Source organism: Micromonospora sp. CA-263727, assembly GCF_050942455.1.
In the GTDB taxonomy this organism is placed as follows: Bacteria; Actinomycetota; Actinomycetes; order Mycobacteriales; family Micromonosporaceae; genus Micromonospora.
Map to the genome: position 1 here is coordinate 1,057,772 of NZ_CP192031.1, position 21,336 is coordinate 1,079,107.

A 21,336-nucleotide genomic window follows, 5' to 3' on the forward strand; every position below is an offset into this window, starting at 1 on the left:
AGGTGCCTTTGGCGTTGACGCCTGCCGCGTTGGGGAGGGCGTTCGAGTGGTCACCGACGGGGTTGTGGTTGGGTGAGGCACCGGCACGATCGGCGGGATGATCGGGGCGGAGCTTCCAGGGGCCGTCTCGGAAAAGGGCTGGTCATTTCCGGGTTTTGCCCGTGGGACTGAGGGGGGTTGGCGGAGCATTGTTTGGGCTTGTTGGAGTTCGGTGCTGAGGCCGTACATGATGCCGCGCGCTTGGGTGTTGAGGCGTTCCAGGTCGGCGTCGGTGACGGGCGGCTGACTCGTCCGGCTGCCGGCGACGGCCTTCGGGTCGGCGGCGGTCTCCTCCCAGGCTCGTTTCTGCTGGAGCTTGCCGGCGTACTCGTCGTAGATCTTCTTGAGTGCGCTGCGGGTGCTGGTGATGGCCTGGGTGGCGGCCGACAGGGCGCTCTGGTTGGCGGTGGCGGCGTCATGGGTACGCCGTACCTGCTCGATCAGTTCGTCCAGCTCGGCGATGTACGCGCGGGCGGCCGTGTTGGTGTCCGGCGGCCAGGCCAGGGCCAGGCTCTTGCGGTATGTCCTGAGTCGTCCGAGGTGCTGGTCGGCCAGCTCGCCGACCTTGCGCCAACCGGCGACGTGCCGCCAGTGGTCGTCGACCTTGTGGTCCTGGAGGCAGGCCCACATGTCCGCGACGTTCATCAGGTACCAGTCGGTGAGACCGCCGCTGCGGCCGATGCCCGGGTCTCTCACGGAAGCACCACCGGCCCGAAGCTGTCGGGTCCGGTGGGGTCGGTGAGCGACGGCGACGGCGACGGCGACGGCGCGGACTGGCCGGTCGGCCCGCCGCTTCGCCCGAGCGCCTGTTGGATGTCGGTGACCCGGGCCGCGGAGAACGCGTCGGCGTTGCCGTAACGGTCGGCGACCTCCTTGGCTGCCGCGGCGAGGTGGCCGGTGGTGTGGCCGAGGCCCCAGACCGCGTTGGTCGCCGCCTGCTGGGTCTCCCAGTGGGCGCGCATGAACTGCACCAGCTCGATGAAGGCGTCAGCCGGATTGGACACCTGGGTCAGCATGTCGTTGGCGATGTAAGACAGGTGCGGTGCGTAGTTGCTTTCCACCTCGGCGCGGAGCTTGTCGGCGAACTCTCGCATCTGGCGAATGTCCGCCTCGACCCCGCCGTAGCCACGCAACCAGGACGCTGGTCGATCCTCCTCAGGGATCATCGGCCCCTCCCAACCGTCACGGCCCCGTTCCCCTGAGTGAGGTTAGTGGGTCGATGCCGCCCCCGGCAGCCCCCGCTGCGGCCGGCGCAGGCCCGCGTACGTGATTGTCAGCGGGGTAGACCCGAGGCGCGCCACGCGCCGGGACCGGGCGCCAGGCCGGCCCCCGCCGGTCGCCCGCTGCGCGCCCACGCCGACACCGGCGTCGGTGCCGGCCCGGCCATCGGCCGGGACCGGGCGACGATCGCGCCCACCAACGCGGCCAGTTCCTCGGCGGTCGGCACCCCGCGCACCAGCCGGAACAGCGGCTCTTCGACAGACATGCCCCACAGGGTACGCGGCGTGAGCTTGATCTTCGTCGCACGGTGGCGTGCCGGGGGTGTGACGGTCGGCGCTGCCGGGTACCGTCTCAGCGATGTCAGACGCTTCCCCCCAACTCGTTGCCGACCGGTACCGGCTCATCTCGCCGCTCGGTCAGGGCGGCATGGGTCGGGTGTGGAGGGCACGCGACGAGGTGCTGCACCGCGATGTCGCGATCAAGGAACTCGTACCGCCGCCGGGCCTGACCGACGACGAGCGCCGCGAGATGCGGGAGCGCTCGCTGCGCGAGGCCCGCGCCATCGCCCGGCTCAACAACGTCAACGTGGTACGCATCTTCGACGTGCTCCGCACCGACGGTGATCCGTGGATCGTGATGGAGTACGTGGCGTCCCGGTCGTTGCAGGACGCCATCGCGGCGGACGGTCCGGTGCCGGCGGCCCGTGCCGTCGAGATCGGGCTGGGCGTGCTGAACGCGCTGAAGGCCGCGCACAAGGCCGGGATCATGCACCGCGACGTCAAGCCCGGCAACGTGCTGCTCGGCGACGACGGCCGGGTGGTGCTGACCGACTTCGGCCTGGCGACGATCCCGGGTGACCCGAACGTCACCCGCACCGGCATGGTGCTCGGATCACCGGCGTACATCGCGCCGGAGCGGGCCCGGGACGGCACCGCCGGGCCGGAGGCCGACCTGTGGTCGCTGGGCGCCACGCTCTACGCCGCGGTGGAGGGCAAGTCCCCGTACGCGCGACCGTCGGCGATCAGCACCCTGGCCGCGCTGGCCACCGAACCGGTGCCGCCCGCACGCAACGCCGGGCCGCTGAAGCAGGTGCTCAACGGGCTGCTCCGCAAGGATCCCCAGGAGCGGATCACCGCCGAGTCGGCCGAGCGCATGCTGCGTCGCGCCAGCGGCCGGCGGGCCCGGGGCATCTCGCTGCTCGACGGCGTACGCCGGCCGGGGCCGAACGGTCCGCGCGAGCCGCGCCCGCCGCTGGTGCCGGCCCCGCGCCCGTCGGGGGAGCAGCCGGCGTCGCCGGTCACCCCGCCCGCACCCCGTACGCCGCCGGCCGCCGGCCCCTCGTCGCGGGTGCCGCCGCGGCCGGCCCCACCCTGGACCCGTCGACCAGCACCCCGCCCGCCTCGGACGTCGCGCCGACCGAGAAGGTCGCCGCGTCCACCACGGGCTCGGACGCCGCGCCGACGGCGAAGGTGGATGCGGCCGGAACCGGCTCGGATACTGCGCGGGTCGACGCCGGGTCGAGCGGCCCTGGTGGCGGAGGAGTGGACGCGCAGCCCACCCCCGGCGTCGCGGAGACGGGCCCGGCGGCCACTGGGGACGCCGCCACGGCGGAGAGAGCGCCCACGGCGGCCTCGCACGCGCCGACCGCGAAGGTCGACCGGCCGGCGTCGGAGTCGGATGCCGAGCCGACCCGCCGGGTCGATCCGCCGTCACCGGCGGGCGACGCCACCCGGGCCGCGCCGCCGCAGACCTCGCTGATGCCGTCGGTGCCGGTGAGCCCCGCACCGGCCCGCGGCTCCGTCTTCACCTCCGGGCAGCTGAAGTCGGCACGGACCCGTCACGCCGTGGTCGTCGGCGCTCTGGTGGCCGTGCTGCTGCTCGGCCTGGTGGTGGCGGTGCCGCTGCTTCGGGGCGGCAACGACGGCGACGGGCAGACCCCGTCACAGGGCGGGGCGAGCGACACCGGCGCACCGGTGTCGACGACTCCCACGCCCGCGTCACCCTCACCGGCCGCCACCACCGCCTCGCCGAGCCCGTCCGCCTCACCGAGCCCCTCCGAGACCGCCGCCGGTGGCCTGCCCGCAGGCTGGACGCTGCGGAGCGATCCGGTGGGCTTCAAGGTCGCCGTGCCGGACGGCTGGCGGCGCACCTCCGGCAGCACCTGGGTGAAGTACCAGGATCCGAACGGCGTCAGCGAACTGACCATCGACCGTACCGACAGGCCGGGGAAGGACGCGGCCGCTGCCTGGCGGGCGATCGAGCCGAACCGGAAGAACGTCCGGGGCGTGCAAAATTACAAGCTCATCGAGATCAAGTCGTTTGACTGCCAGTGGCGGACCTGCGGTGACTGGGACTGGCTACAGACCCGCAACGGGGTTCAGATCCGGGTCCGTAACCGGGGCTTCGTCACGGCCAGCAACCGGGGTTTCGCCCTCCGCTGGGAGGTGCCGAACAAGGACTGGGAGGCGCAACTCCCGAACTTCGAGATGGTCTTCCGTGAGTTCGTGCCGGACCGCCGGAACTGAACGGCGGGCCGACGCCACCTGAGGTGGCGACGCCGGCCCGCCGCCGCGGCGTACCTCAGGCGGTGTTGTTGGCCAGGGCGATCAGCCGGCTGCGGTCGCCGTTCCAGTAGTTGCGGTCGACCGCGCCGCTGATGCCGGAGACGCTGCCGGAGTCGGTGTACTGCCAGAAGCTCCAGACCGGCGCGCCGGCCGGCAGGGTGCCTGCCGAGGAGGCCCAGCGGGCGACCCAGAGCGGGTGGTTGGCCCACGGGCCGGTCCAGCTTCCCGTGCACTGGTTCCACCAACTGGTGGTGGTGTAGATGACCGCGTAGCGGCCGGTGCGCGAGCGGTAGGTGTTGAGGAAGTCCTGCACCCAGTTGCGCATGCCGGTGGTGCTCAGGCCGTAGCAGTACCCGCCGGCGTACGGGTTCCCCTCCAGGTCCAGCGCTGCCGGGAGGGTGCGGCTGTCGGCCGACCAGGCGCCGCCGTTGGACGCCAGGTAGTTCGCCTGGACCGCGCCGGAGGAGATGTTGGGGCGGGCGAAATGGTACGCCCCGCGGATCACCCCGGCGTTGTACGCGGCGACGTAGTTGGTGTTGAACCTCGGATCCTTGTAGCTCGTGCCCTCGGTGGCCTTGATGTAGGCGAACTCGATGCCGGCGCTGCGGACGCTCGTCCAGTTGATGGCGCCCTGCCAGTTCGAGACGTCGATGCCCGGCACGGTGGCCGCGGCGGCCGGGGTCGCGGTGGCGACGAGCGCCGCCGCCGCGGTGGCGAGCACGGTGAGCGTGCCGGCGGCCAGCCGGCGCAGCGATGATCTGATCCGACGCATGACGTCCTCCTGAGACGGCGATCGATAGACCGCCATCATTGGAGGTGGGTGCCCGTCAGGGCAAGGGGTGCAAAGAAAACTTTCAATGTGAGGTATGTGGTGCGCGGCTACCTGGTCAACGCAACGTGACCGGGTCGACCTGCCAGCGGAACGGCTCGTACGGCCCCGGACCGGCGCCGCAGCGCGGGCGGTAGGCTCGCGCCCCATGGTGTCGATCGAGGGCTTGACCGGGTTCTGGGACCGCCTGCTCGGCGCGCAGCCCGACCCGCCCCCGCTGCTGGTGCTGCTCACCGGTCTCGTCGCGCTGCTGGTGGTCTCCACCCGGCTGCCCTGGCGGATCGCCCGCAACGCGATCACCATCGCGCACGAGGGCGGCCATGCGCTGGCCGCCCTGCTCACCGGGCGCAAGCTGCGCGGCATCCGGCTGCACTCGGACACCTCGGGGCTGACGCTCTCCGCCGGTCGTCCCACCGGCCCAGGGATGGTGCTCACCCTGCTCGCCGGCTATGTGGCCCCGCCGCTGGTCGGCCTGGGCGGGGCGTGGCTGATCGCCGGCAACCGGATCACCCTGCTGCTCTGGCTCGCCGTCGCCCTGCTGCTGGGCATGCTGGTCATGATCCGCAACGTCTTCGGGGTGCTCTCGCTGCTGGTCACCGGTGGCGCGGTGCTCGCCGTCTCCTGGTACGCCAGCCCCCAGGTGCAGGCCGCCTTCGCCTGGACCGGCGTGTGGTTCCTGCTGCTCGGCGGCGTACGCCCGGTGGTCGAACTGCAACGGCTGCGCGCCCGGGGCGGGATGCCGGCGTCCGACGCCGACCAGCTGGCCGGCATCACCGGCCTGCCGGCGTTCTTCTGGGTCGTCCTCTTCGGCCTGGTCAACCTTGCCGTCCTGGTGGTGGGCGGCCTGCTGCTGGCCGGCCCGTCGCTCGCCGAGGCCGGCATCACCTGGTAGCCGCGGCAACCTTCCCCACCCCCTGGTGCGTGTCCTCTTCGACCCTCAGGGAGGTAGCCCGTGCCGGACGTCGACGGGTTCGACGAGTTCTACCGGGACAGCCGCCATCGGCTGCTCGGCTTCGTGTACGTGCTGACCGGGGACCTCGCCGAGGCGCAGGACGCCGTGCAGGAGGCGTACATCCGGGCGTGGCAGCGCTGGTCGACGGTGAGCGGGTACGACGACCCCGAGGCGTGGGTACGGGTGGTGGCGAGCCGGCTCGCGGTGAGTCGCTGGCGTAGCCTGCGCAGCCGGGCGCGGGCGTACCTGCGGCACGGCGCGGTCGAGAGCGTCCCCGCTCCGGGCACCGAGACCGTCGAGGTGGTCGCCGCGCTGCGCCGCCTGCCCGAGGAACAGCGCATCGCGATCGCGCTGTACTACCTGGTCGGCCTGCCGGTCGCCGAGGTGGCGCGGCAGACCGCCGCCCCGGTCGGCACGGTCAAGGCCCGACTTTCCCGGGGGCGCACCGCGCTCGCCGGGCTGCTCGCCGTCTCTGATCTGGAGGAGGCTCCCGGTGCGTGACGAGTTGACGATCATCGAGCGCCTGCGCCACGACCTGCGGGACGTCCGCTGGCCGGAGCCGGCCAAGCTCCGGGCCGTGGCGAGGCGGCGCAGCAGGTTCAGAGCGGCGGGGGCCGCGGTCGGCGTCCTCGTCGTGATGTCGGCCTCGGCGGTGACCGCGGCCGCACTACCCGAGGAAGGCCTGCGTACGGTGACCGCGCCGGCCAGCGACCCGAGGGCCAGGGTGGAGATCCCGCTCGACGCGCTGCTGCAACCAGAAGACATGCCAACGCGGGTCGACCTTCCGTTCACCCAGGCCGGCTTCGGCGAGCCGATCAAGATCGAACCGGTGTGGACCCAGTGTCTGGAGGAGCGGGGCATATCGCCGGCCTGGGAGTCGTCCCGCTACTCCCGCTCGCAGCTGCTGCGGCGGGATCCACCGGTGGAGGACGAGTCAGTACCGGGGTGGGACAGATCGACCCTGCTCATTCAGGACGTCTACCGCATCAGCTCCGAGCTTGAACGGACGTTCTTCGCCGGCATCGAACGGCGCATCATGCCGTGCCTCGACTGGGGCAATGTCCAGCAGCGCCAGGTCGCCCCGGACGAGTGGGCCGACCTCTTCCAGCGGCAGCGCTGGGAGATGGTGGACAGGGCGTTCGCCGGGGACGAGTCGGTGCTGATCCGGCACTCGATCCTCGAGACCCGCCGGGACGATGCTAGGGGCGAGGTGCTTGGCGGCCCGACGACGCTGTTCACCATCGCGGTCGTACGCGTCGGTGACCTCATCACGGTCTTCAACATGGCAAGTTGGGGGAACGACCCGGAGCTGCGCCAGTTGGCGGTGGTCGCCGCGAAGCGGATGTGCGTGGCGGCCAACCCGCCCTGCTAACCGTCCCGTGTGTTAAGAGGGGGCCCTTCCTATGCACCAGGCGTTAAGAAGGGCCCCCTCCTTACACCTAGAGCGGGATGTTGCCGTGTTTCTTGGGGGGGAGGGTTTCGCGCTTGGTGCGTAGTGCCCGCAGGGCACGGACGATCTGGGTGCGGGTCTCGTGCGGCGGGATCACCGAGTCGACGTACCCGCGCTCGGCGGCGATGTACGGGTTGGCCAGGGTGTCCTCGTACTCGGCGATCTTCTCGGCCCGGACGGCGGCGGGGTCCTCGGCGGCGGCCAACTCGGACCGGTAGAGGATGTTCACCGCGCCCTGCGCCCCCATCACCGCGATCTGCGCGGTCGGCCAGGCGAAGTTCAGGTCCGCCCCCAGGTGCTTGGAGCCCATCACGTCGTACGCCCCGCCGTACGCCTTGCGGGTGATGACGGTGACCTTCGGCACGGTGGCCTCGGCGTACGCGTAGATGAGCTTGGCGCCCCGACGGATGATGCCGTCCCACTCCTGGCCGGTGCCGGGCAGGAACCCGGGCACGTCCACGAAGGTCAGCACCGGGATGTTGAACGCGTCGCAGGTGCGCACGAACCGGGCCGCCTTCTCGCTGGCCGCGATGTCCAGGGTGCCGGCGAAGTGCATCGGCTGGTTGGCCACCACGCCGACCGGGCGGCCCTCGACCCGGCCGAAGCCGACCACCATGTTCTGCGCGTAGAGCGGCTGGACCTCCAGGAACTCCCCGTCGTCGAGCACGTGCTCGATCACCCGGTGCATGTCGTACGGCTGGTTGGCCGAGTCCGGGATCAGCGTGTCCAGCTCCCGGTCGGCGTCGGTGACGGCCAGCTCCGCCGGGGCGTCGAAGATCGGCGGTTCGTCCAGGTTGTTCGACGGCAGGTGCGACAGCAGGGCCTTGACGTAGTCGACCGCGTCCTCCTCGTCGGTGGCGAGGTAGTGCGCATTGCCGCTGCGGGTGTTGTGGGTGCGGGCCCCACCCAGCTCCTCCATGCCGACGTCCTCACCGGTGACCGTTTTGATCACGTCGGGCCCGGTGATGAACATGTGCGAGGTCTGGTCGACCATCACGGTGAAGTCGGTGACCGCGGGGGAGTAGACCGCGCCGCCCGCGCAGGGGCCCATGATGAGCGAGATCTGCGGGATGACCCCGCTGGCCCGTACGTTGCGGAAGAAGATCTCGCCGTAGAGGCCGAGCGAGGCCACGCCCTCCTGGATCCGGGCGCCACCGGAGTCGTTGATGCCGATGACCGGGCAGCCGGTCTTCATGGCCAGGTCCATCACCTTGACGATCTTCTCGCCGAAGACCTCGCCGAGGGAGCCGCCGAAGACCGTGAAGTCCTGGGCGAAGACGCAGACCTGCCGGCCGTCGATGGTGCCGTAGCCGGTGATCACCCCGTCGCCGTACGGGCGGGTCTTGGCCAGGCCGAAGTTGGTGGACCGGTGCCGGGCGAACTCGTCCAGCTCGACGAAGGAACCCTCGTCGAGCAGCATCTCGATCCGCTCCCGGGCGGTCTTCTTGCCCCTCGTGTGCTGCTTCTCCACGGCGCGCGCCGATCCGGCGTGCACCGCCTCGTCGACCCGTCGTGCCAGGTCCGCCAGCTTGCCCGCGGTGCTGTGGATGTTGGTCCCGGTCTCGGTAGTCACCCTGGGAATATAACGATGGTTCAGGTCAGGCGTCGGTGTGCAGTTCGCCTCACTGCCGCCCCCGTAGGCTGGCGGAATGCCGGGCTCGCCGTACACCGATCTTGATCGTCCGCCGCTGTCGGCGGCCCGGCTGCGCCGGGCGCTGGTCGCGCCCTACGGGCCGTGGTCGCGCCTGGAACTGCGGGTGGAGACCGGCTCGACCAATGCCGACGTCGCCGAGGCGGCCCGGGACGGGGAGCCGGAGGGGCTGGTCGTGGTCGCCGAGCGGCAGACCGCGGGGCGGGGGCGGCGCGGGCGGATCTGGCATTCGCCGCCCCGGGCCGGCATCGCGACCAGCGTGCTGCTGCGGCCCGGGGAGGCCGCGCCGGACCGTGGCTGGCCACCCGCGCCCCCCACCGGGTACGGCTGGCTGCCGCTGCTGGCCGGCGTCGCGCTGGTCGAGGCGGTGACCCGGCTGGCCGAGCTGGACGCCGCCCTGAAGTGGCCGAACGACCTGCTGGTCGAGGGGGCCAAGTGCGCCGGGATCCTCGCCGAGGCGGTGCCGGGCCCCGGGCCGGGCGATCCGCCCGCGGTCGTGCTCGGGATCGGGCTGAACGTCACGCTGCGCGCCGACGAGTTGCCGGAGCACCCGACCGGCCTGGCGGCCACCTCGCTGCAACTGGCCGGCGCGGCGGCCACCGACCGGGATCCGCTGCTGCGCGCCCTGCTCCGCTCGGTCGCCGACTGGTACGCCCGGTGGCGTGCCGCCGGTGGCGACGCGGCGGCCAGCGGCCTGCGGGACGCGTACCTGGCGGTCTGCGACACGATCGGCCGCGAGGTCCGCGCCCTGCTTCCCGACGGCACCACCCTGACCGGGACCGCCACCGGAGTCGACCCCGACGGCCACCTCCTCCTGACCACCCCCACCCCCACCCCCACCACCCACTCCCTTCCCGCCGCCGACCTTCTCCACCTCCGCTAGCTTCCGCCCCCCACCACCCCACTTCGTTGATCACGAGATTTGCGGCAGCTGAGGAGATCGACTCCGCCGCCAACTTCATGATCAACGAGTCGGGGTGGGGTGGGTGTGGGTGGGATGGCCGCGTGGTGGATGTGGGCGGGTGGCGGTGGGGGGTTACGGTCGGCGCGTCCTTTCTACGAGGAGGTTTCCGTGGCGTTCCCTGAGGACGTGCTCACCGAGGACGAGCACGTCGTGCTGCACCTGCATCCGCACTGGAAGGCCCTGATCCGGCCGGTGGCGGTGCTGGTGCTCGCCATCGCCGCGGTGGCGGCCGGTGTCGTGTTCCTGCCGTCCGGTGGGGGTGGCTCGATCACGCTCGCCGTGATCGGTGGTCTGGCGGTGCTGGCCGTGCTGTTGCTGACGGCGTGGCCGTACATTTCCTGGCGTACCACGCACTATCTGTTCACCAACGAGCGGGTGGTGCTCCAGCACGGGGTGTTCTCCCGGGAGAGGCGGGACATCCCCCTCAGCCGGGTCAACGACCACTCGATGAACCAGCAGTTCATCGGGCGTGTGCTGGGCTATGGCACCCTCACCATCGAGTCGGCCGGTGAGCGCGGTCAGTCCGTGTTGCCCGACGTGCCGAAGGTGGACCGGGTCCAGACCAAGCTCTACGAGCTGGTCGAGGCGTTCCACGACAAGCACTCGCTGGGTGACGGCGAGCTGCGCGAGATCCTGGCCGAGCGCGACAACAAGGGTCTCTGACCCGTCCCGCGGCGCCCGCCAGGGGTGCTGGAACCACCCGCCCGCGATGCCGGGCGGGTGGTTCTGCGTTTCTCAGCGGCGGCGGAAGCGGCGGGTGGCCGGGGCGGGCTGGAGCTGGGCGGCCAGTTCGGCCTCCAGTTCCCTGTCCAGCGCCGCCGTCAGCTCGGCCTCGGCGCTCAGCGGCGCGGGCCGGGGCAGGACCGGCTTGCCGGTGATCCCGGGCCCGGTGGCCGGCGGCTCCTCTTCCTCCAGCTCGGTGATGGATTCGGCGAGTTCGGCCACCGGGTCCATCCCGGCCATCGTGTCCCACTCGTCGCGCGGCAGCCCCTGCCAGCTCTGGGACGCCTCGGCGGGCGCTGCGGGCTGGAAGACGAAGGTGCGGTACGACCAGAAGCGGAACAGGGTCGCCAGCACCACGCCGCCGGTCTTGGCGACGTTCAGCGCCAGCAGGCCGGTGACGCCCAGCCCGTATTTGGCGGCGGCGAGCACACCGAGTTCGATCAGCAGGCCGACCCCGTTGAAAAGGAAGAAAAGGGCATACTCCCGCTGCATGGCCGATTTTGGACGGTCCCGGTACGTCCAGTGCCGATTCATCAGGTACGAGGTGATGGTCGCCACCACCGTGGCGACAACCGTCGCCTTCAGTTGGCCGTCGACAAAAACGGTGAGTGCGAGTGCGTTGAACACGGCGTAATTGATGACCGTGTTGACGCCGCCGACCAGGCCGAATTTGAGCGCCTCATGGATGAACTTCTGCCAGCGCTCAGGCAGCAGACGGACAAGAGGCATGCGTAACACCTTAGGACAGTGGGCAGGGGCCGGCCGGCTCCGGCCGGACGGGTGGGCGGCGGGTCACGCGCCGCGGTCCTGGTTCACTTCCGCAACGGTGGGGGTTCCCGCATCCACGAAGACGAACCGTCGGTACGACCAGAATCGGAACAGCGTGCCGAGCCCGGTGCCCACCACGAAGCTGGCGATGTTGTCGGCCAGCCGGGTCTGGAAGATCTGCGGCCAGATGCTGCCGAGCCCGTATCTGCTGATGGCCAGGCAGGCCACCGCGATGCCCAGGCCCACCGCGTTGAAGAAGAAGAACAGCGCGTACTCGCGGGCCGGGTTGGAGCGCTTGCGGTGCCGCCAGGTCCAGAACCGGTTGCCCAGGAAGGCGAAGGTCGCGGCGACCACCGTGGAGATGGTCTTCGCGGTGACCTGCTCCACGTCGCGCAGGCCGATCAGGTAGTTGAACAGGATGAAGTCGATGATGAACGCGATCCCACCGACGGTCGCGAACTTGCTCAACTCCCGCACGAGGTGACCGAAACGGTCGAGCAGGGAGTGGACCAGACCCGGGCGGGTCTGCCGGGAGCCTGGCTCCCCGGTCATCGTGGCGGCCACCGTGCGAGCGTACCGGTTGAGGGCCCCATGGATGGGTAGCAACGACCACCGGCGTCCACCGGTGCCACGGCGCGGACGGGCACGAACGGAGCGTAACCGGATCCGTCCAATCGGGTGTCGTTTTCCGCTTTCGCTCGTCCCGTCGGAAAGCGGCGTCGTGGCGCGGGCCGGAGGGCCGCCGGCCGGAGGTCCACCGCAGGATTTGCGTGAAACTGCGCGTGAAAGCGGGTAAAGGCTCGTGATGCCGCAGCGCGGCCGTGCCTTGTGCAGTTCTTCACAACCAGTCCCACTGACTGGGGCTGTACATCGGATTACGCTGAGCCCAATCCCAGGTTCCCACGAAGGCGACCCGCATCGCGGCGCCGAGACTCGTGCACTCCATAGACCGGTCAGCGTCGACCACAAGGAGATGTGTCATGGTTGCTCCGGCCACTGTTCGGGGAATCGACCAAGCCCCGACGTCCCACCCCAAACTCCTCGCCTGGGTCCGTGAGGTCGCTGAACTGACCACCCCTGACCAGGTCGTCTGGGTGGACGGCTCCGATCAGGAATGGCGTCGCCTCACCGACGAACTGGTCGAGGCCGGCACCCTCATCCGGTTGAACCCGGAGAAGAAGCCCAACTCGTTCTACTCGCGTACGGACCCGACGGATGTCGCCCGGGTCGAGGAACGCACGTTCATCTGCTCCGTCGACGAAGCGGACGCCGGCCCCACCAACAACTGGATGGCGCCCGCCGAGATGAAGCGGACCATGACGGAGCTGTACCGCGGTTCGATGCGCGGGCGGACGATGTACGTCATCCCGTTCGTCATGGGTCCGGTCGAGGCCGAGAAGCCCATGTTCGGCGTGGAGATCACCGACAGCCCGTACGTGGTCGCCTCCATGCGGATCATGACCCGGATGGGCGCGAAGATCCTTGAGGCGATGGGCGACGACGCCGAGTTCGTGCACGCCCTTCACTCGATCGGCGCGCCGCTCGCCCCCGGTCAGCAGGACGTGGTCTGGCCGTGCAACGACACCAAGTACATCTCGCACTTCCCGGAGACCAGGGAGATCTGGTCCTTCGGCTCCGGCTACGGCGGCAACTCGCTGCTCGGCAAGAAGTGCTACTCGCTGCGGATCGCCAGCGTGATGGGGCGCGACGAGGGCTGGCTCGCCGAGCACATGCTGATCCTCAAGATCACCTCTCCGGAGGGGAAGGTCTACCACATCGCCGGCGCCTTCCCGTCCGCCTGCGGCAAGACCAACCTGGCCATGCTGGAGCCGACCATTCCCGGCTGGAAGGTCGAGACGATCGGCGACGACATCGCCTGGATGCGCTTCGGCCCGGACGGCCGGCTCTACGCGGTCAACCCGGAGTACGGCCTCTTCGGCGTCGCGCCCGGCACCGACTGGAAGACCAACGCCAACGCCATGCGGACGCTGGACCGGGGCAACTCCATCTTCACCAACGTCGCGCTCACCGACGACGGCGACATCTGGTGGGAGGGGATGGGTGAGCCGCCGGCGCACCTGATCGACTGGAAGGGCAACGACTGGACGCCGGAGAGCGAGAACCTCTCCTCGCACGCGAACAGCCGGTTCTGCACCCCGATCACCCAGTGCCCGATCCTCGCCGAGGACTACTACGACCCCAACGGGGTACCGATCGACGCGATCCTCTTCGGTGGCCGGCGCCGGGACACCGTTCCGCTGGTGACCGAGGCCCGGGACTGGGTGCACGGCGTCTACCTGGGCGCCACCCTCTCGTCGGAGACCACCGCCGCCGCCTCCGGCGCGGTCGGCGTGGTCCGCCGCGACCCGATGGCGATGCTGCCGTTCATCGGCTACCACGGCGGCGACTACTTCCGGCACTGGATCGAGATGGGCAAGGGCGCCGACGGCGACGAGTCGAAGCTGCCCAGCGTCTACTACGTCAACTGGTTCCGCAAGGACCCGGAGGGCAACTTCCTCTGGCCGGGCTTCGGCGAGAACTCGCGGGTGCTCAAGTGGATCGTGGAGCGGATCGAGGGCCGGGCGGAGGCCGTGGAGACCCCGATCGGCATGGTCCCGGCGCTGGACTCCCTCGACGTCGAGGGCCTGGACATGACCCCGGAGGACGTCCGGATCGCGCTCAAGGTCGACCCGGACGAGTGGCGGGACGAACTGCCGCTGGTCACCGAGTGGTTCGAGAAGTTCGGCGACAAGCTGCCCGGTGTCCTCTGGGCCGAGCTGGACGCCCTGCGTGCCCGGCTCGACGCGGAGCAGCCGCCGCGCGGGGTGTGATCGACGCCGGATCCGGGCATCATCGGATCCCATGAGGACGGCCGCCGAGACCGAGGTCCGGCGGCCGTCCGCCGTCCGGGCGCTGACCGCACTGCTCGCGGCGACCGCCGCGGCCACCGTCGTGGTCGAGCTGCTCAACTGGTGGTACGCCCCGGAGCAGGGCTTCGGGCTGGCGGTACGGACCGGCTGGGCGATGCTGCGGTCGTTCGGCTTCCTGCTGCTGATCGGGCACGTGCGCCGGGGCCGGACGGTGGCCCGCCCGCTCGGCCTGATCCTCGCGGTCACCACGGTCTTCGCGGTCGGCCGGCTGATCGTGCCCCGGCAGGGGGTGCCGCCGCTGCCCGGGATGCTCGGCTTCGCCCTGCTGACCCTGCTCTGTGCGGTCGTGGTCTGGCTGTTGTACCGGTCCCCGGCGCTCGCCGGGCACCTGGTGCGGCACCGGCCCCGCCTGGTCATCGACCGGTCCGGGATCTCCTGGCGGGAGGTGCCACCGTCCCGGCCGGAGGCGAACGGCTGGCTGCTGACCAGCCGGGTCGCCGCGTTCACGTACAGCCCGCTGATGCTGGTCCCGGCGCTGGTCGCCACGGCGGCGACCCTGGACGGGCGGCTGCTCGCCGTGCCCGCGGTGCTGTTCTGGCTCGGGGCCGGCATCGCGACGAGTTACCTGGTGCTGTTCTGCACCGCTTTCCTGATGCGTGGGAAACGCTGGGCGGGCATCCTGCTCGTCGTGGTCACCGTCGGGGTGCTCGCCGTCGACCTGCCGCTGTGCTGGTGGCTGCTCGGCGTCGACGGCCTGGTCCGCGACGGTGCGCCACTGCTCGCCGCCGCCGTCCTCGCCGTCTATGGTGTGTGCCGAGCCGCCCGGGTTCCCGCCCGAACGCAGCCGCCGAACGGGTCTCCCGGCGCGGCATCGGCCACCGGCACGCTCATCGGCTCGGCGGCTCGCTACCCTGAGGGTGATGACTCTGCGGAAACTTCTCTACTCCGTGTACGAGCGGCGGCTGACCGCCAAGCTCGCGGGCCGTCCGGTGCCCCGACACGTGGGCGTGATGTGTGACGGCAACCGCAGATGGGCCCGGGAGATGGGCCTGGTCGATCCGAACGACGGGCACCGGATGGGCGCCGAGCGGATCAAGGAGCTGCTCCGCTGGTGCGACGCGGCCGGCGTGGGGCACGTCACACTCTGGCTGCTCTCCACCGACAACCTCTCGCGTCCGGCGGCGGAGCTGGACCCGCTGCTCCAGATCATCGAGGACCTCACCACCGAGCTGGCCGAGGCGGGCAACCCCTGGCGGTTGCGGATGGTCGGGGCTCTCGACGTGCTGCCGGCGCAGCACGCGACGGCGCTCAAGGCCGCCGAGGAGCGGACCCGCGACCGCAGCGGCGGTGCCCAGGTCAACATCGCGGTCGGGTACGGCGGCCGGCGGGAGATCGCCGACGCGGTGCGCTCGCTGCTGCACGAGCACGCGGCGAACGGCGGCACCCTGGAGGAGTTGGCCGGCTCCCTCGACGTCGACGACATCTCGGAGCACCTCTACACCCGCGGGCTGCCGGACCCGGATCTGATCATCCGGACCAGCGGCGAGCAACGCCTCTCCGGCTTCATGCTGTGGCAGTCGGCGCACTCGGAGTTCTACTTCTGCGAACTCAACTGGCCGGACTTCCGGCGGGTCGACTTCCTCCGGGCCCTCCGCTCGTACGCCACCCGCCAGCGCCGATTCGGCGTCTGACCCAGACCGGCCCGCCGTGCCTCGCCGCCGGCCGGTCGGGGTCAGCTGAGGTGGTGAACGGCCTCGGTGAGGAAGTCGCCCAGGGCGGCCGGGGAGTCGATGGTGAGGTCGGCGGCCTCGGCGACCTCGTCGCCGGTCTCCGGGTTGGCGACGGCGACGCAGACACCCAGGAAGTCGGGATCGGTGGCGGCCCGGGCCCGCAGCGCGGCGAAGGCTTTGATGTCGGAGACGTCGTCGCCGAAGTACCAGGCGCCGCCGGCCCCCTGCACCAGTTCGTCGATCACCATGCCCTTGTCCCGGTCGACCGGCGGCTTGACCTCCAGCACCATCCGCCCGACCTGCACCCGCAGGCCGAGGCGTTCGGCCTGGGCGCGGCCCCACTGCTCGACGGTGGCGGCCAGTTGCGGGGCGGTACGCCAGTGCAGCGCCACGGAGAGCCGCTTGTACTCGACGAGGGTGCCCGGTGGCAGCTCGGCGCGGGCCAGGTCGGCGAGTTCGGCCATCGTCGGCACCCAGGGCAGCGCGGCCGGCTCGGTGACGGTCTCGCCGCCGGAGTGGCTGTGCTCCAGCCCGTAGAGCCCGTAGAGGTCGACGCCGGTCAACCCGTCGAAGTGTTCCCGCAGGAACTCCACCGGGCGGGCCGAGACGATCGCGACGCGGCGTACCACCGGCGCGAGGGCCTCGATCGCAGCCAGCACCTTCGGCGCTGGCTGTACCTGTGTCGGATCGTCGGCGACCGGCGCGAGCGTGCCGTCGAAGTCGAAGAAGAACACGGTCTCGGCCGCCCGGTCGGCAGTGGTCTGCCAGGCCCGGTCGGCGTTCAGCGGGGTCTTCGGCTGCTGGTTGCCCAGATTCAACGGTGGCACGCGCGACAGCGTACCCCGCGGATCGCCGGCCAATCCTGGGTTGGATCGGGCGCGGGCGGTGGGGGCCGATCAGCGTTCGGCGGCTCCACGTCCGCGCCGCCCGAAGGGCACCACGGCGGCCTCCTGGCCATGACTGAGCAGGTAACCCTCCACGAATCCGGTGTTCCGGTCGCCGGTGTGCGTCTCGATATCCCGGAGCCGCTCGACCAGGAACTCGGTGAGCGCGGTGAGCCGGTCGTTGAGCCGGTCGTGCAACTCGGCGACGACGGCCAGGACGATCGCGGTGCTCGCGGTGCTGAGCGCGAAGAGGTTGACGAGCAGCGGAAGCTGCCCACCATCCAGGGCCAGGGTCACCACGTTGCCGGTGACGCACAAGGTCACCGAGACCGTCGCAACCACGACTGCCGACCATTTCAGGGTCATGGAGAGACCCCCTTCTGTCCCGCAGGGCTGGGTTCGGCCTTGTCCCGTCCCCCCGCCGACGACGAGCCCAAGCAGTACGAATACGGACGCTAGCGCGCCCGTTCCTGCCCCGTAGCGAAACGAATGAGGCCGACCTGCCGTTCTTTCGCCATCTGAGAACTAACTGGCCGCATCGCCTCGTTTTCGGCCTACGGAGGGCAGTGTCGGGCGATATGCGAGGTAACGGACGGTCTCTCGGATGTGGAACTTCTCCGCATCCGAGACGTCGGGGTCGATCAGCCGGCGCAGCAGTGCCTCGACGTCCGGGTCCATCGGCGGCGGGGGCGGGGCGGCCCGGCGGGAGGCGGTCCGGTCCCAGCCCAGCGCCGCGAAGGCCGCGGCCGGGTCGAGCCCCAGCCCCTCGCAGAACGCCACCACCCGTTCGGCCTCCGGGTCGCTGGCCCAGTCGCCGCGTACCCAGCGGTTGATGGTCTGTCGTGAGACGCCGGTGCGCCGGGAGACCTCGGTGCCGGTCCATGCCCGGGTGGCACGGGCCTCGTCGAGCGCTCGTCGGACGAAGGTGGCGAAGGCGATCTTCCGCGCGTTGGCCGTCTCGGTCACCTCGTGACCGTACGGCCGTTGGGCTCGGGGTGGGGTCCCTGGCACGCGCTTGTCACGCTTGCGTGACGTGAATCCGGATCGGCCGGCAAGGGGTCCAGCACTGTTCCTGAGGGGTGTCACCTGGGCAGGATAGATGTACGTAGGTGCGGAGGCAAACAAACGAAAAGCTGATACTGTCACGCTCATGGGACAACCTACGGTGTGTCACGTGCATGAGACGATCAGTGCTCACTTGCGTCACGCGCCCGGGGCGGGGAGGGTGCGGTGACCGAACTGGCAACCCGCGCGCAGGCCTTCGGCCTGATCGCGGAGGGCGTCGCCGCCGGGTTGAGCGCGCCGTGGCGCCTCTACCTCGCCCGGGGCTGTCGCTACCTGTCGCTGAGTGTCAGCGACCGGGCCGAGTGGAACGCCTGGCGGACCCACCTCGGCTGCCCGGAGCTGAGCGTCCGGGTCTACGACGCCGGTGGGGAGATCCGCCGGTCGTCGGTGGCCGAGGTGGTCGTGGACGGCTGCCGGATCAGCGTCGAGCTGGTCGAGGAGATCGGCACCGACGACCTGGACCGGCTCCTGGTCGCCGATCCCACCCGGGTCGAACCGGAGGAGCGATGAGGGGCGAGCGGGGCACCGGAGCCGCCGGATGAGCCCCTTCCTCGCGATCTTCCTCGTCCTCGTGCTCGCCGCGACGAGCTACGCCGCCGGGCGGCTGCACGGGCAGCTCAGCTACCGGATCGGTTACCGCTTCGGCTACCGCCAGGGCTACTTCGACGGCGACCGGGGGGCATGGAACCGGCGTCGCCGGGACGCCCAGGCCGCGATCGCCTCCGCCCTCGCGGTCACCCGGCCCGCCACCCGGGTCTCCGCCACGGTGGTCCGCCCGGGCACCACGTACACCGGATCGTCGTTCGCGGAGCCGGCCGCCTCGGTCACCGGGCGGCAGCCGACCGGCACCCTCGTCCGGCGAACCGGCTGACACCGGTCGACGGGCCCGCGGGCCCGTTCACCGCGCGGCGCACCGTCCGTCGGACACGCGCCGCCGGGGCCACCTCGGACCGGCGACGGTGGTCCACCGGCCGGGATGCGCGCAGGGGGCATGCATCCCGGCCGGTTCACCTGCCGCCGGCGTCACAGATCGGCCTCTAGTGCGAAGGGTTGTGGGCAGCTAGCGTCTAGGCATGGCGCGGGATTGTCCCGAGCCAGCCGGCCCGCCCGGCCTGCGACCTCGCGCATGGGGCCCGCATCCGACCCCGTGACCCGCCGGGCACCGGAGGAGGCGGACCGCGGGTGGCCGGGTGCCCATCCGCCGGAGCAGGCCTGTGACGACTCGCCGTACGACCGCCGGTGCCGACCAGGGCTCGGCCTCGACTGCCTCTACTGCCACGACTCGCCGCACCGCCCGGAGCCGCCGTACCGCGGCCGCCGAACCGGCGGACACCAGGGAGCCCCGACCAGCGGGCCAGTCCTTCGTCCTGGACACCTCCGTCCTGCTCAGTGATCCGGCGGCGTTCCACCGCTTCGCCGAGCACGAGGTGGTGTTACCCCTGGTGGTGATCTCCGAGCTGGAGGGCAAGCGACACCACCCGGAGTTGGGCTGGTTCGCCCGGCAGTCCCTGCGCATGCTGGACGAGCTTCGGGTTCGCCATGGCCGGCTGGACCGGCCGGTGCCCGCCAACGACGTCGGCGGCACCCTGCGTGTGGAGCTCAACCACACCGACGACGGGGTGCTGCCGCCCGGCTTCCGCAACGAGTCGAACGACGCCCGGATCCTCTCCGTCGCGCTGAACCTCGCCGCCGAGGGGCGGGAGGTGACGCTGGTCAGCAAGGACATGCCGTTGCGGGTCAAGGCCGCCTCGGTGGGCCTGCGCGCGGACGAGTACCGGCACGGGCAGGCGAGCGATCCGACCTGGACCGGGATGGCCGAGCTGGAACTGGGCGAGGAGGACATCGCCCGGCTCTACGCCGGGGAGAGCATCGACGTCGACGCGGCGGCCGGCCTGCCCTGCCACACCGGTCTGGTGTTGCACTCGGCCCGGGGTTCGGCGCTCGGCCGGGTGTTGCCGGACAAGACCGTCCGGCTGGTCCGCGGTGACCGTGAGGCGTTCGGCGTGCACGGGCGCTCCGCCGAGCAGCGGGTCGCCCTCGACCTGCTGCTGGACGAGTCGATCGGCATCGTCTCGCTCGGCGGCCGGGCGGGCACCGGAAAGTCGGCCCTCGCGCTCTGCGCCGGGCTGGAGGCGGTGATGGAGCGCCGCCGGCACAAGAAGGTGATCGTCTTCCGCCCGCTCTACGCCGTCGGCGGCCAGGAGCTCGGCTACCTGCCGGGCTCGGAGTCGGAGAAGATGTCCCCCTGGGCGCAGGCGGTCTTCGACACGCTCGGCTCGGTGGTGCACGAGAACGTGCTGGAGGAGGTCACCTCGCGCGGTCTGCTCGAAGTGCTGCCGCTGACCCACATCCGCGGCCGTAGCCTGCACGACGCCTTCGTCATCGTCGACGAGGCGCAGTCGCTGGAGCGCGGAGTGCTGCTGACCGTGCTGTCCCGGATCGGCCAGGGCTCACGGGTGGCGCTGACCCATGATGTCGCCCAGCGGGACAACCTCCGGGTCGGTCGGCACGACGGGGTGACCGCAGTGATCGAGGCGCTCAAGGGGCATCAACTCTTCGCGCATGTCACGCTCAGCCGTTCGGAGCGTTCTCCGATTGCCGCGATGGTGACGGACCTGCTGGAGGACATCCCGCACTGATGACCGTTTCGGGGGTTTTTAAACCCATTTTTGGAGTGACGCACGCCACAATTGAGGCTGATGGTTTCCCATCAGCCTCACTGTGCGCAATGGTGTCCGACGGGCGCCCACGCACCCGACGCATCGTTGGTGATCGTTCGTCACCCCACGAGGGGGTCGGACGGCTCGCCGGGGAGGCGGACACGGTGCGTCCACGGCGACCGGCATGCCGGTCGCGGGCGCTCGCGGCACGCTTCGGCCCGGTGCGGCCGGGCCATGCCGCGTCCCTGACCCCGACGAAGGGATCACCTCGTGAGTCGGCTGTGGAGCCGGTTCGCCGCCCGTACCGCCGCTGTCGCCCTGCTCTCCGTGGGCGTTGCCGGCGGTTTCTATCTGGGCGAGGACCGCCAGTCTCAGCGCCCGGGGCCCGACGCGCAGGTAGCCGGCAACGTCACCGCGCTCGACGTCGACTACCGGCAGGAGCAGCAGGTCTCCCGCCAGGTACGGGCCGCCCGGCAGCAGGCCGCCGAGACCAGGCAGCGGGCCCGGGCCGCCGCCGAGAAGGCCCGCAAGGCCGAGGAGGCGGCGCGTAAGAAGGCCGCGGAGGAGAAGGCGGCCAGGGAGGCCGCAGCTCGGGCCGCGAAGCCGTACGACGGTCCGATCCCCGCCTCCTGTGAGGAGTACAGCGGCAACCGGAAGGTCGGCTGTGCTCTCATGATCGACGCGGGTTTCGCGATCGACCAGTTCCCCTGCCTGGACAAGCTCTGGAACAAGGAGAGCGGCTGGAACCCGAAGGCGCACAACCGGTCCTCCGGGGCGCACGGCATCCCGCAGGCGCGGCCGGGCAACAAGATGGCCTCGGTCGGCGCGGACTGGGAGACCAACCCGGTGACCCAGATCAAGTGGGGCCTCGGCTACATCGAGGGTCGGTACGGCACCCCGTGCAAGGCGTGGACGCACTCGCAGAACACGGGCTGGTACTGAGCTGACCGCGACGGCGGCGGGGCG

21 protein-coding genes and 2 pseudogenes are annotated in these 21,336 nt (G+C 71.0%); 14 read left to right on the top strand and 9 right to left on the bottom strand.

Annotated features, from left to right (window positions below):
* Window positions 1–731: 731 nt before the first annotated feature.
* Window positions 732–1,205: a hypothetical protein gene (locus ACQPYA_RS04980; protein WP_433531463.1), complete on the bottom strand. Its 474-nt coding sequence runs from the start codon at window positions 1,203–1,205 to the stop codon at window positions 732–734.
* 107 nt (window positions 1,206–1,312) lie between these two features.
* The gene (locus ACQPYA_RS04985; RefSeq protein WP_433531464.1) at window positions 1,313–1,525 is read right to left on the bottom strand and encodes an acyl-CoA carboxylase subunit epsilon; all 213 of its coding nucleotides are present in this window, start codon (window positions 1,523–1,525) and stop codon (window positions 1,313–1,315) included.
* 161 nt (window positions 1,526–1,686) lie between these two features.
* On the opposite strand from ACQPYA_RS04985, the pseudogene ACQPYA_RS04990 reads away from it, so the two are divergent.
* Together ACQPYA_RS04990 and ACQPYA_RS04995 are read left to right on the top strand one after the other, a co-directional pair.
* Window positions 1,687–3,002: pseudogene (locus ACQPYA_RS04990) on the top strand (protein kinase domain-containing protein); the annotation flags it as partial.
* 30 nt (window positions 3,003–3,032) lie between these two features.
* Window positions 3,033–3,785 carry a hypothetical protein gene (locus ACQPYA_RS04995; RefSeq protein ID WP_433533728.1) on the top strand — a complete coding sequence of 251 codons (753 nt, stop codon included), beginning with the start codon at window positions 3,033–3,035 and terminating at the stop codon, window positions 3,783–3,785.
* 55 nt (window positions 3,786–3,840) lie between these two features.
* Here the strand turns inward: ACQPYA_RS04995 and ACQPYA_RS05000 are convergent, their stop codons facing one another.
* Complete coding sequence (locus tag ACQPYA_RS05000; RefSeq protein WP_433531465.1) at window positions 3,841–4,596, bottom strand: GH25 family lysozyme; 756 nt, start codon at window positions 4,594–4,596, stop codon at window positions 3,841–3,843.
* Window positions 4,597–4,801: 205 nt separating this feature from the next.
* Between ACQPYA_RS05000 and ACQPYA_RS05005 the strand changes: the two genes are divergently transcribed.
* Genes ACQPYA_RS05005 through ACQPYA_RS05015 form a run of 3 tightly spaced genes read left to right on the top strand, consistent with a single transcriptional unit; the run spans window position 4,802 to window position 6,977 of the window.
* Window positions 4,802–5,545 (top strand): M50 family metallopeptidase, encoded by a 744-nt coding sequence (locus ACQPYA_RS05005; protein WP_433531466.1) that lies wholly within the window; start codon window positions 4,802–4,804, stop codon window positions 5,543–5,545.
* A gap of 60 nt (window positions 5,546–5,605) precedes the next feature.
* Complete coding sequence (locus ACQPYA_RS05010) at window positions 5,606–6,106, top strand: SigE family RNA polymerase sigma factor (RefSeq protein WP_433531467.1); 501 nt, start codon at window positions 5,606–5,608, stop codon at window positions 6,104–6,106.
* A complete protein-coding gene (locus tag ACQPYA_RS05015; protein ID WP_433531468.1) occupies window positions 6,099–6,977 on the top strand; it encodes a hypothetical protein in 879 nt (292 codons plus the stop codon). The genes ACQPYA_RS05010 and ACQPYA_RS05015 overlap by 8 nt, the downstream gene beginning before the upstream one ends.
* 67 nt (window positions 6,978–7,044) lie before the next feature.
* Here the strand turns inward: ACQPYA_RS05015 and ACQPYA_RS05020 are convergent, their stop codons facing one another.
* Entirely contained in the window at window positions 7,045–8,628 is a 1,584-nt protein-coding gene (locus tag ACQPYA_RS05020) for an acyl-CoA carboxylase subunit beta (protein WP_433531469.1), read from the bottom strand.
* 76 nt (window positions 8,629–8,704) lie between these two features.
* Here ACQPYA_RS05020 and ACQPYA_RS05025 point away from each other — a divergent pair, with 76 nt between their 5' ends.
* Entirely contained in the window at window positions 8,705–9,589 is an 885-nt protein-coding gene (locus ACQPYA_RS05025; RefSeq protein WP_433531470.1) for a biotin--[acetyl-CoA-carboxylase] ligase, read from the top strand.
* Between the two features lie 189 nt (window positions 9,590–9,778).
* The gene (locus tag ACQPYA_RS05030) at window positions 9,779–10,333 is read left to right on the top strand and encodes a PH domain-containing protein (RefSeq protein ID WP_433531471.1); all 555 of its coding nucleotides are present in this window, start codon (window positions 9,779–9,781) and stop codon (window positions 10,331–10,333) included.
* A gap of 72 nt (window positions 10,334–10,405) precedes the next feature.
* Here ACQPYA_RS05030 and ACQPYA_RS05035 read toward each other — a convergent pair whose 3' ends face one another.
* Entirely contained in the window at window positions 10,406–11,122 is a 717-nt protein-coding gene (locus ACQPYA_RS05035; RefSeq protein WP_433531472.1) for a GtrA family protein, read from the bottom strand.
* A 63-nt stretch (window positions 11,123–11,185) separates the two neighbouring features.
* Window positions 11,186–11,713 carry a GtrA family protein gene (locus ACQPYA_RS05040; RefSeq protein ID WP_433533381.1) on the bottom strand — a complete coding sequence of 176 codons (528 nt, stop codon included), beginning with the start codon at window positions 11,711–11,713 and terminating at the stop codon, window positions 11,186–11,188.
* 428 nt (window positions 11,714–12,141) lie between these two features.
* On the opposite strand from ACQPYA_RS05040, the gene ACQPYA_RS05045 reads away from it, so the two are divergent.
* The 3 genes and pseudogenes from ACQPYA_RS05045 (at window position 12,142) to ACQPYA_RS05055 (ending at window position 15,722) form a co-directional block, all read left to right on the top strand.
* Entirely contained in the window at window positions 12,142–13,992 is a 1,851-nt protein-coding gene (locus ACQPYA_RS05045) for a phosphoenolpyruvate carboxykinase (GTP) (protein WP_433531473.1), read from the top strand.
* 31 nt (window positions 13,993–14,023) lie between these two features.
* Window positions 14,024–14,863: pseudogene (locus tag ACQPYA_RS05050) on the top strand (hypothetical protein); the annotation flags it as partial.
* A gap of 88 nt (window positions 14,864–14,951) precedes the next feature.
* Window positions 14,952–15,722, top strand: coding sequence for an isoprenyl transferase (locus ACQPYA_RS05055; protein WP_433531474.1), 771 nt, complete (start codon window positions 14,952–14,954; stop codon window positions 15,720–15,722).
* A 41-nt stretch (window positions 15,723–15,763) separates the two neighbouring features.
* Here the strand turns inward: ACQPYA_RS05055 and otsB are convergent, their stop codons facing one another.
* The 3 genes from otsB to ACQPYA_RS05070 all read right to left on the bottom strand — a co-directional run bounded on the left by otsB (window position 15,764) and on the right by ACQPYA_RS05070 (window position 17,611).
* Window positions 15,764–16,588 (bottom strand): trehalose-phosphatase, encoded by an 825-nt coding sequence (gene otsB, locus ACQPYA_RS05060; protein ID WP_433531475.1) that lies wholly within the window; start codon window positions 16,586–16,588, stop codon window positions 15,764–15,766.
* Window positions 16,589–16,657: 69 nt separating this feature from the next.
* Window positions 16,658–17,011, bottom strand: coding sequence for a hypothetical protein (locus ACQPYA_RS05065; RefSeq protein ID WP_433531476.1), 354 nt, complete (start codon window positions 17,009–17,011; stop codon window positions 16,658–16,660).
* 159 nt (window positions 17,012–17,170) lie between these two features.
* Window positions 17,171–17,611: a helix-turn-helix domain-containing protein gene (locus ACQPYA_RS05070; RefSeq protein ID WP_433531477.1), complete on the bottom strand. Its 441-nt coding sequence runs from the start codon at window positions 17,609–17,611 to the stop codon at window positions 17,171–17,173.
* A gap of 264 nt (window positions 17,612–17,875) precedes the next feature.
* On the opposite strand from ACQPYA_RS05070, the gene ACQPYA_RS05075 reads away from it, so the two are divergent.
* The 4 genes from ACQPYA_RS05075 to ACQPYA_RS05090 all read left to right on the top strand — a co-directional run bounded on the left by ACQPYA_RS05075 (window position 17,876) and on the right by ACQPYA_RS05090 (window position 21,312).
* Window positions 17,876–18,220 (top strand): hypothetical protein, encoded by a 345-nt coding sequence (locus ACQPYA_RS05075; protein ID WP_433531478.1) that lies wholly within the window; start codon window positions 17,876–17,878, stop codon window positions 18,218–18,220.
* A 28-nt stretch (window positions 18,221–18,248) separates the two neighbouring features.
* A complete protein-coding gene (locus ACQPYA_RS05080) occupies window positions 18,249–18,581 on the top strand; it encodes a hypothetical protein (RefSeq protein WP_433531479.1) in 333 nt (110 codons plus the stop codon).
* Between the two features lie 343 nt (window positions 18,582–18,924).
* Window positions 18,925–20,349, top strand: a complete 1,425-nt coding sequence (locus ACQPYA_RS05085) for a PhoH family protein (RefSeq protein WP_433531480.1) — start codon at window positions 18,925–18,927, stop codon at window positions 20,347–20,349.
* 291 nt (window positions 20,350–20,640) lie between these two features.
* The gene (locus ACQPYA_RS05090) at window positions 20,641–21,312 is read left to right on the top strand and encodes a lytic transglycosylase domain-containing protein (protein WP_433531481.1); all 672 of its coding nucleotides are present in this window, start codon (window positions 20,641–20,643) and stop codon (window positions 21,310–21,312) included.
* The last annotated feature ends 24 nt before the right edge of the window (window positions 21,313–21,336 follow it).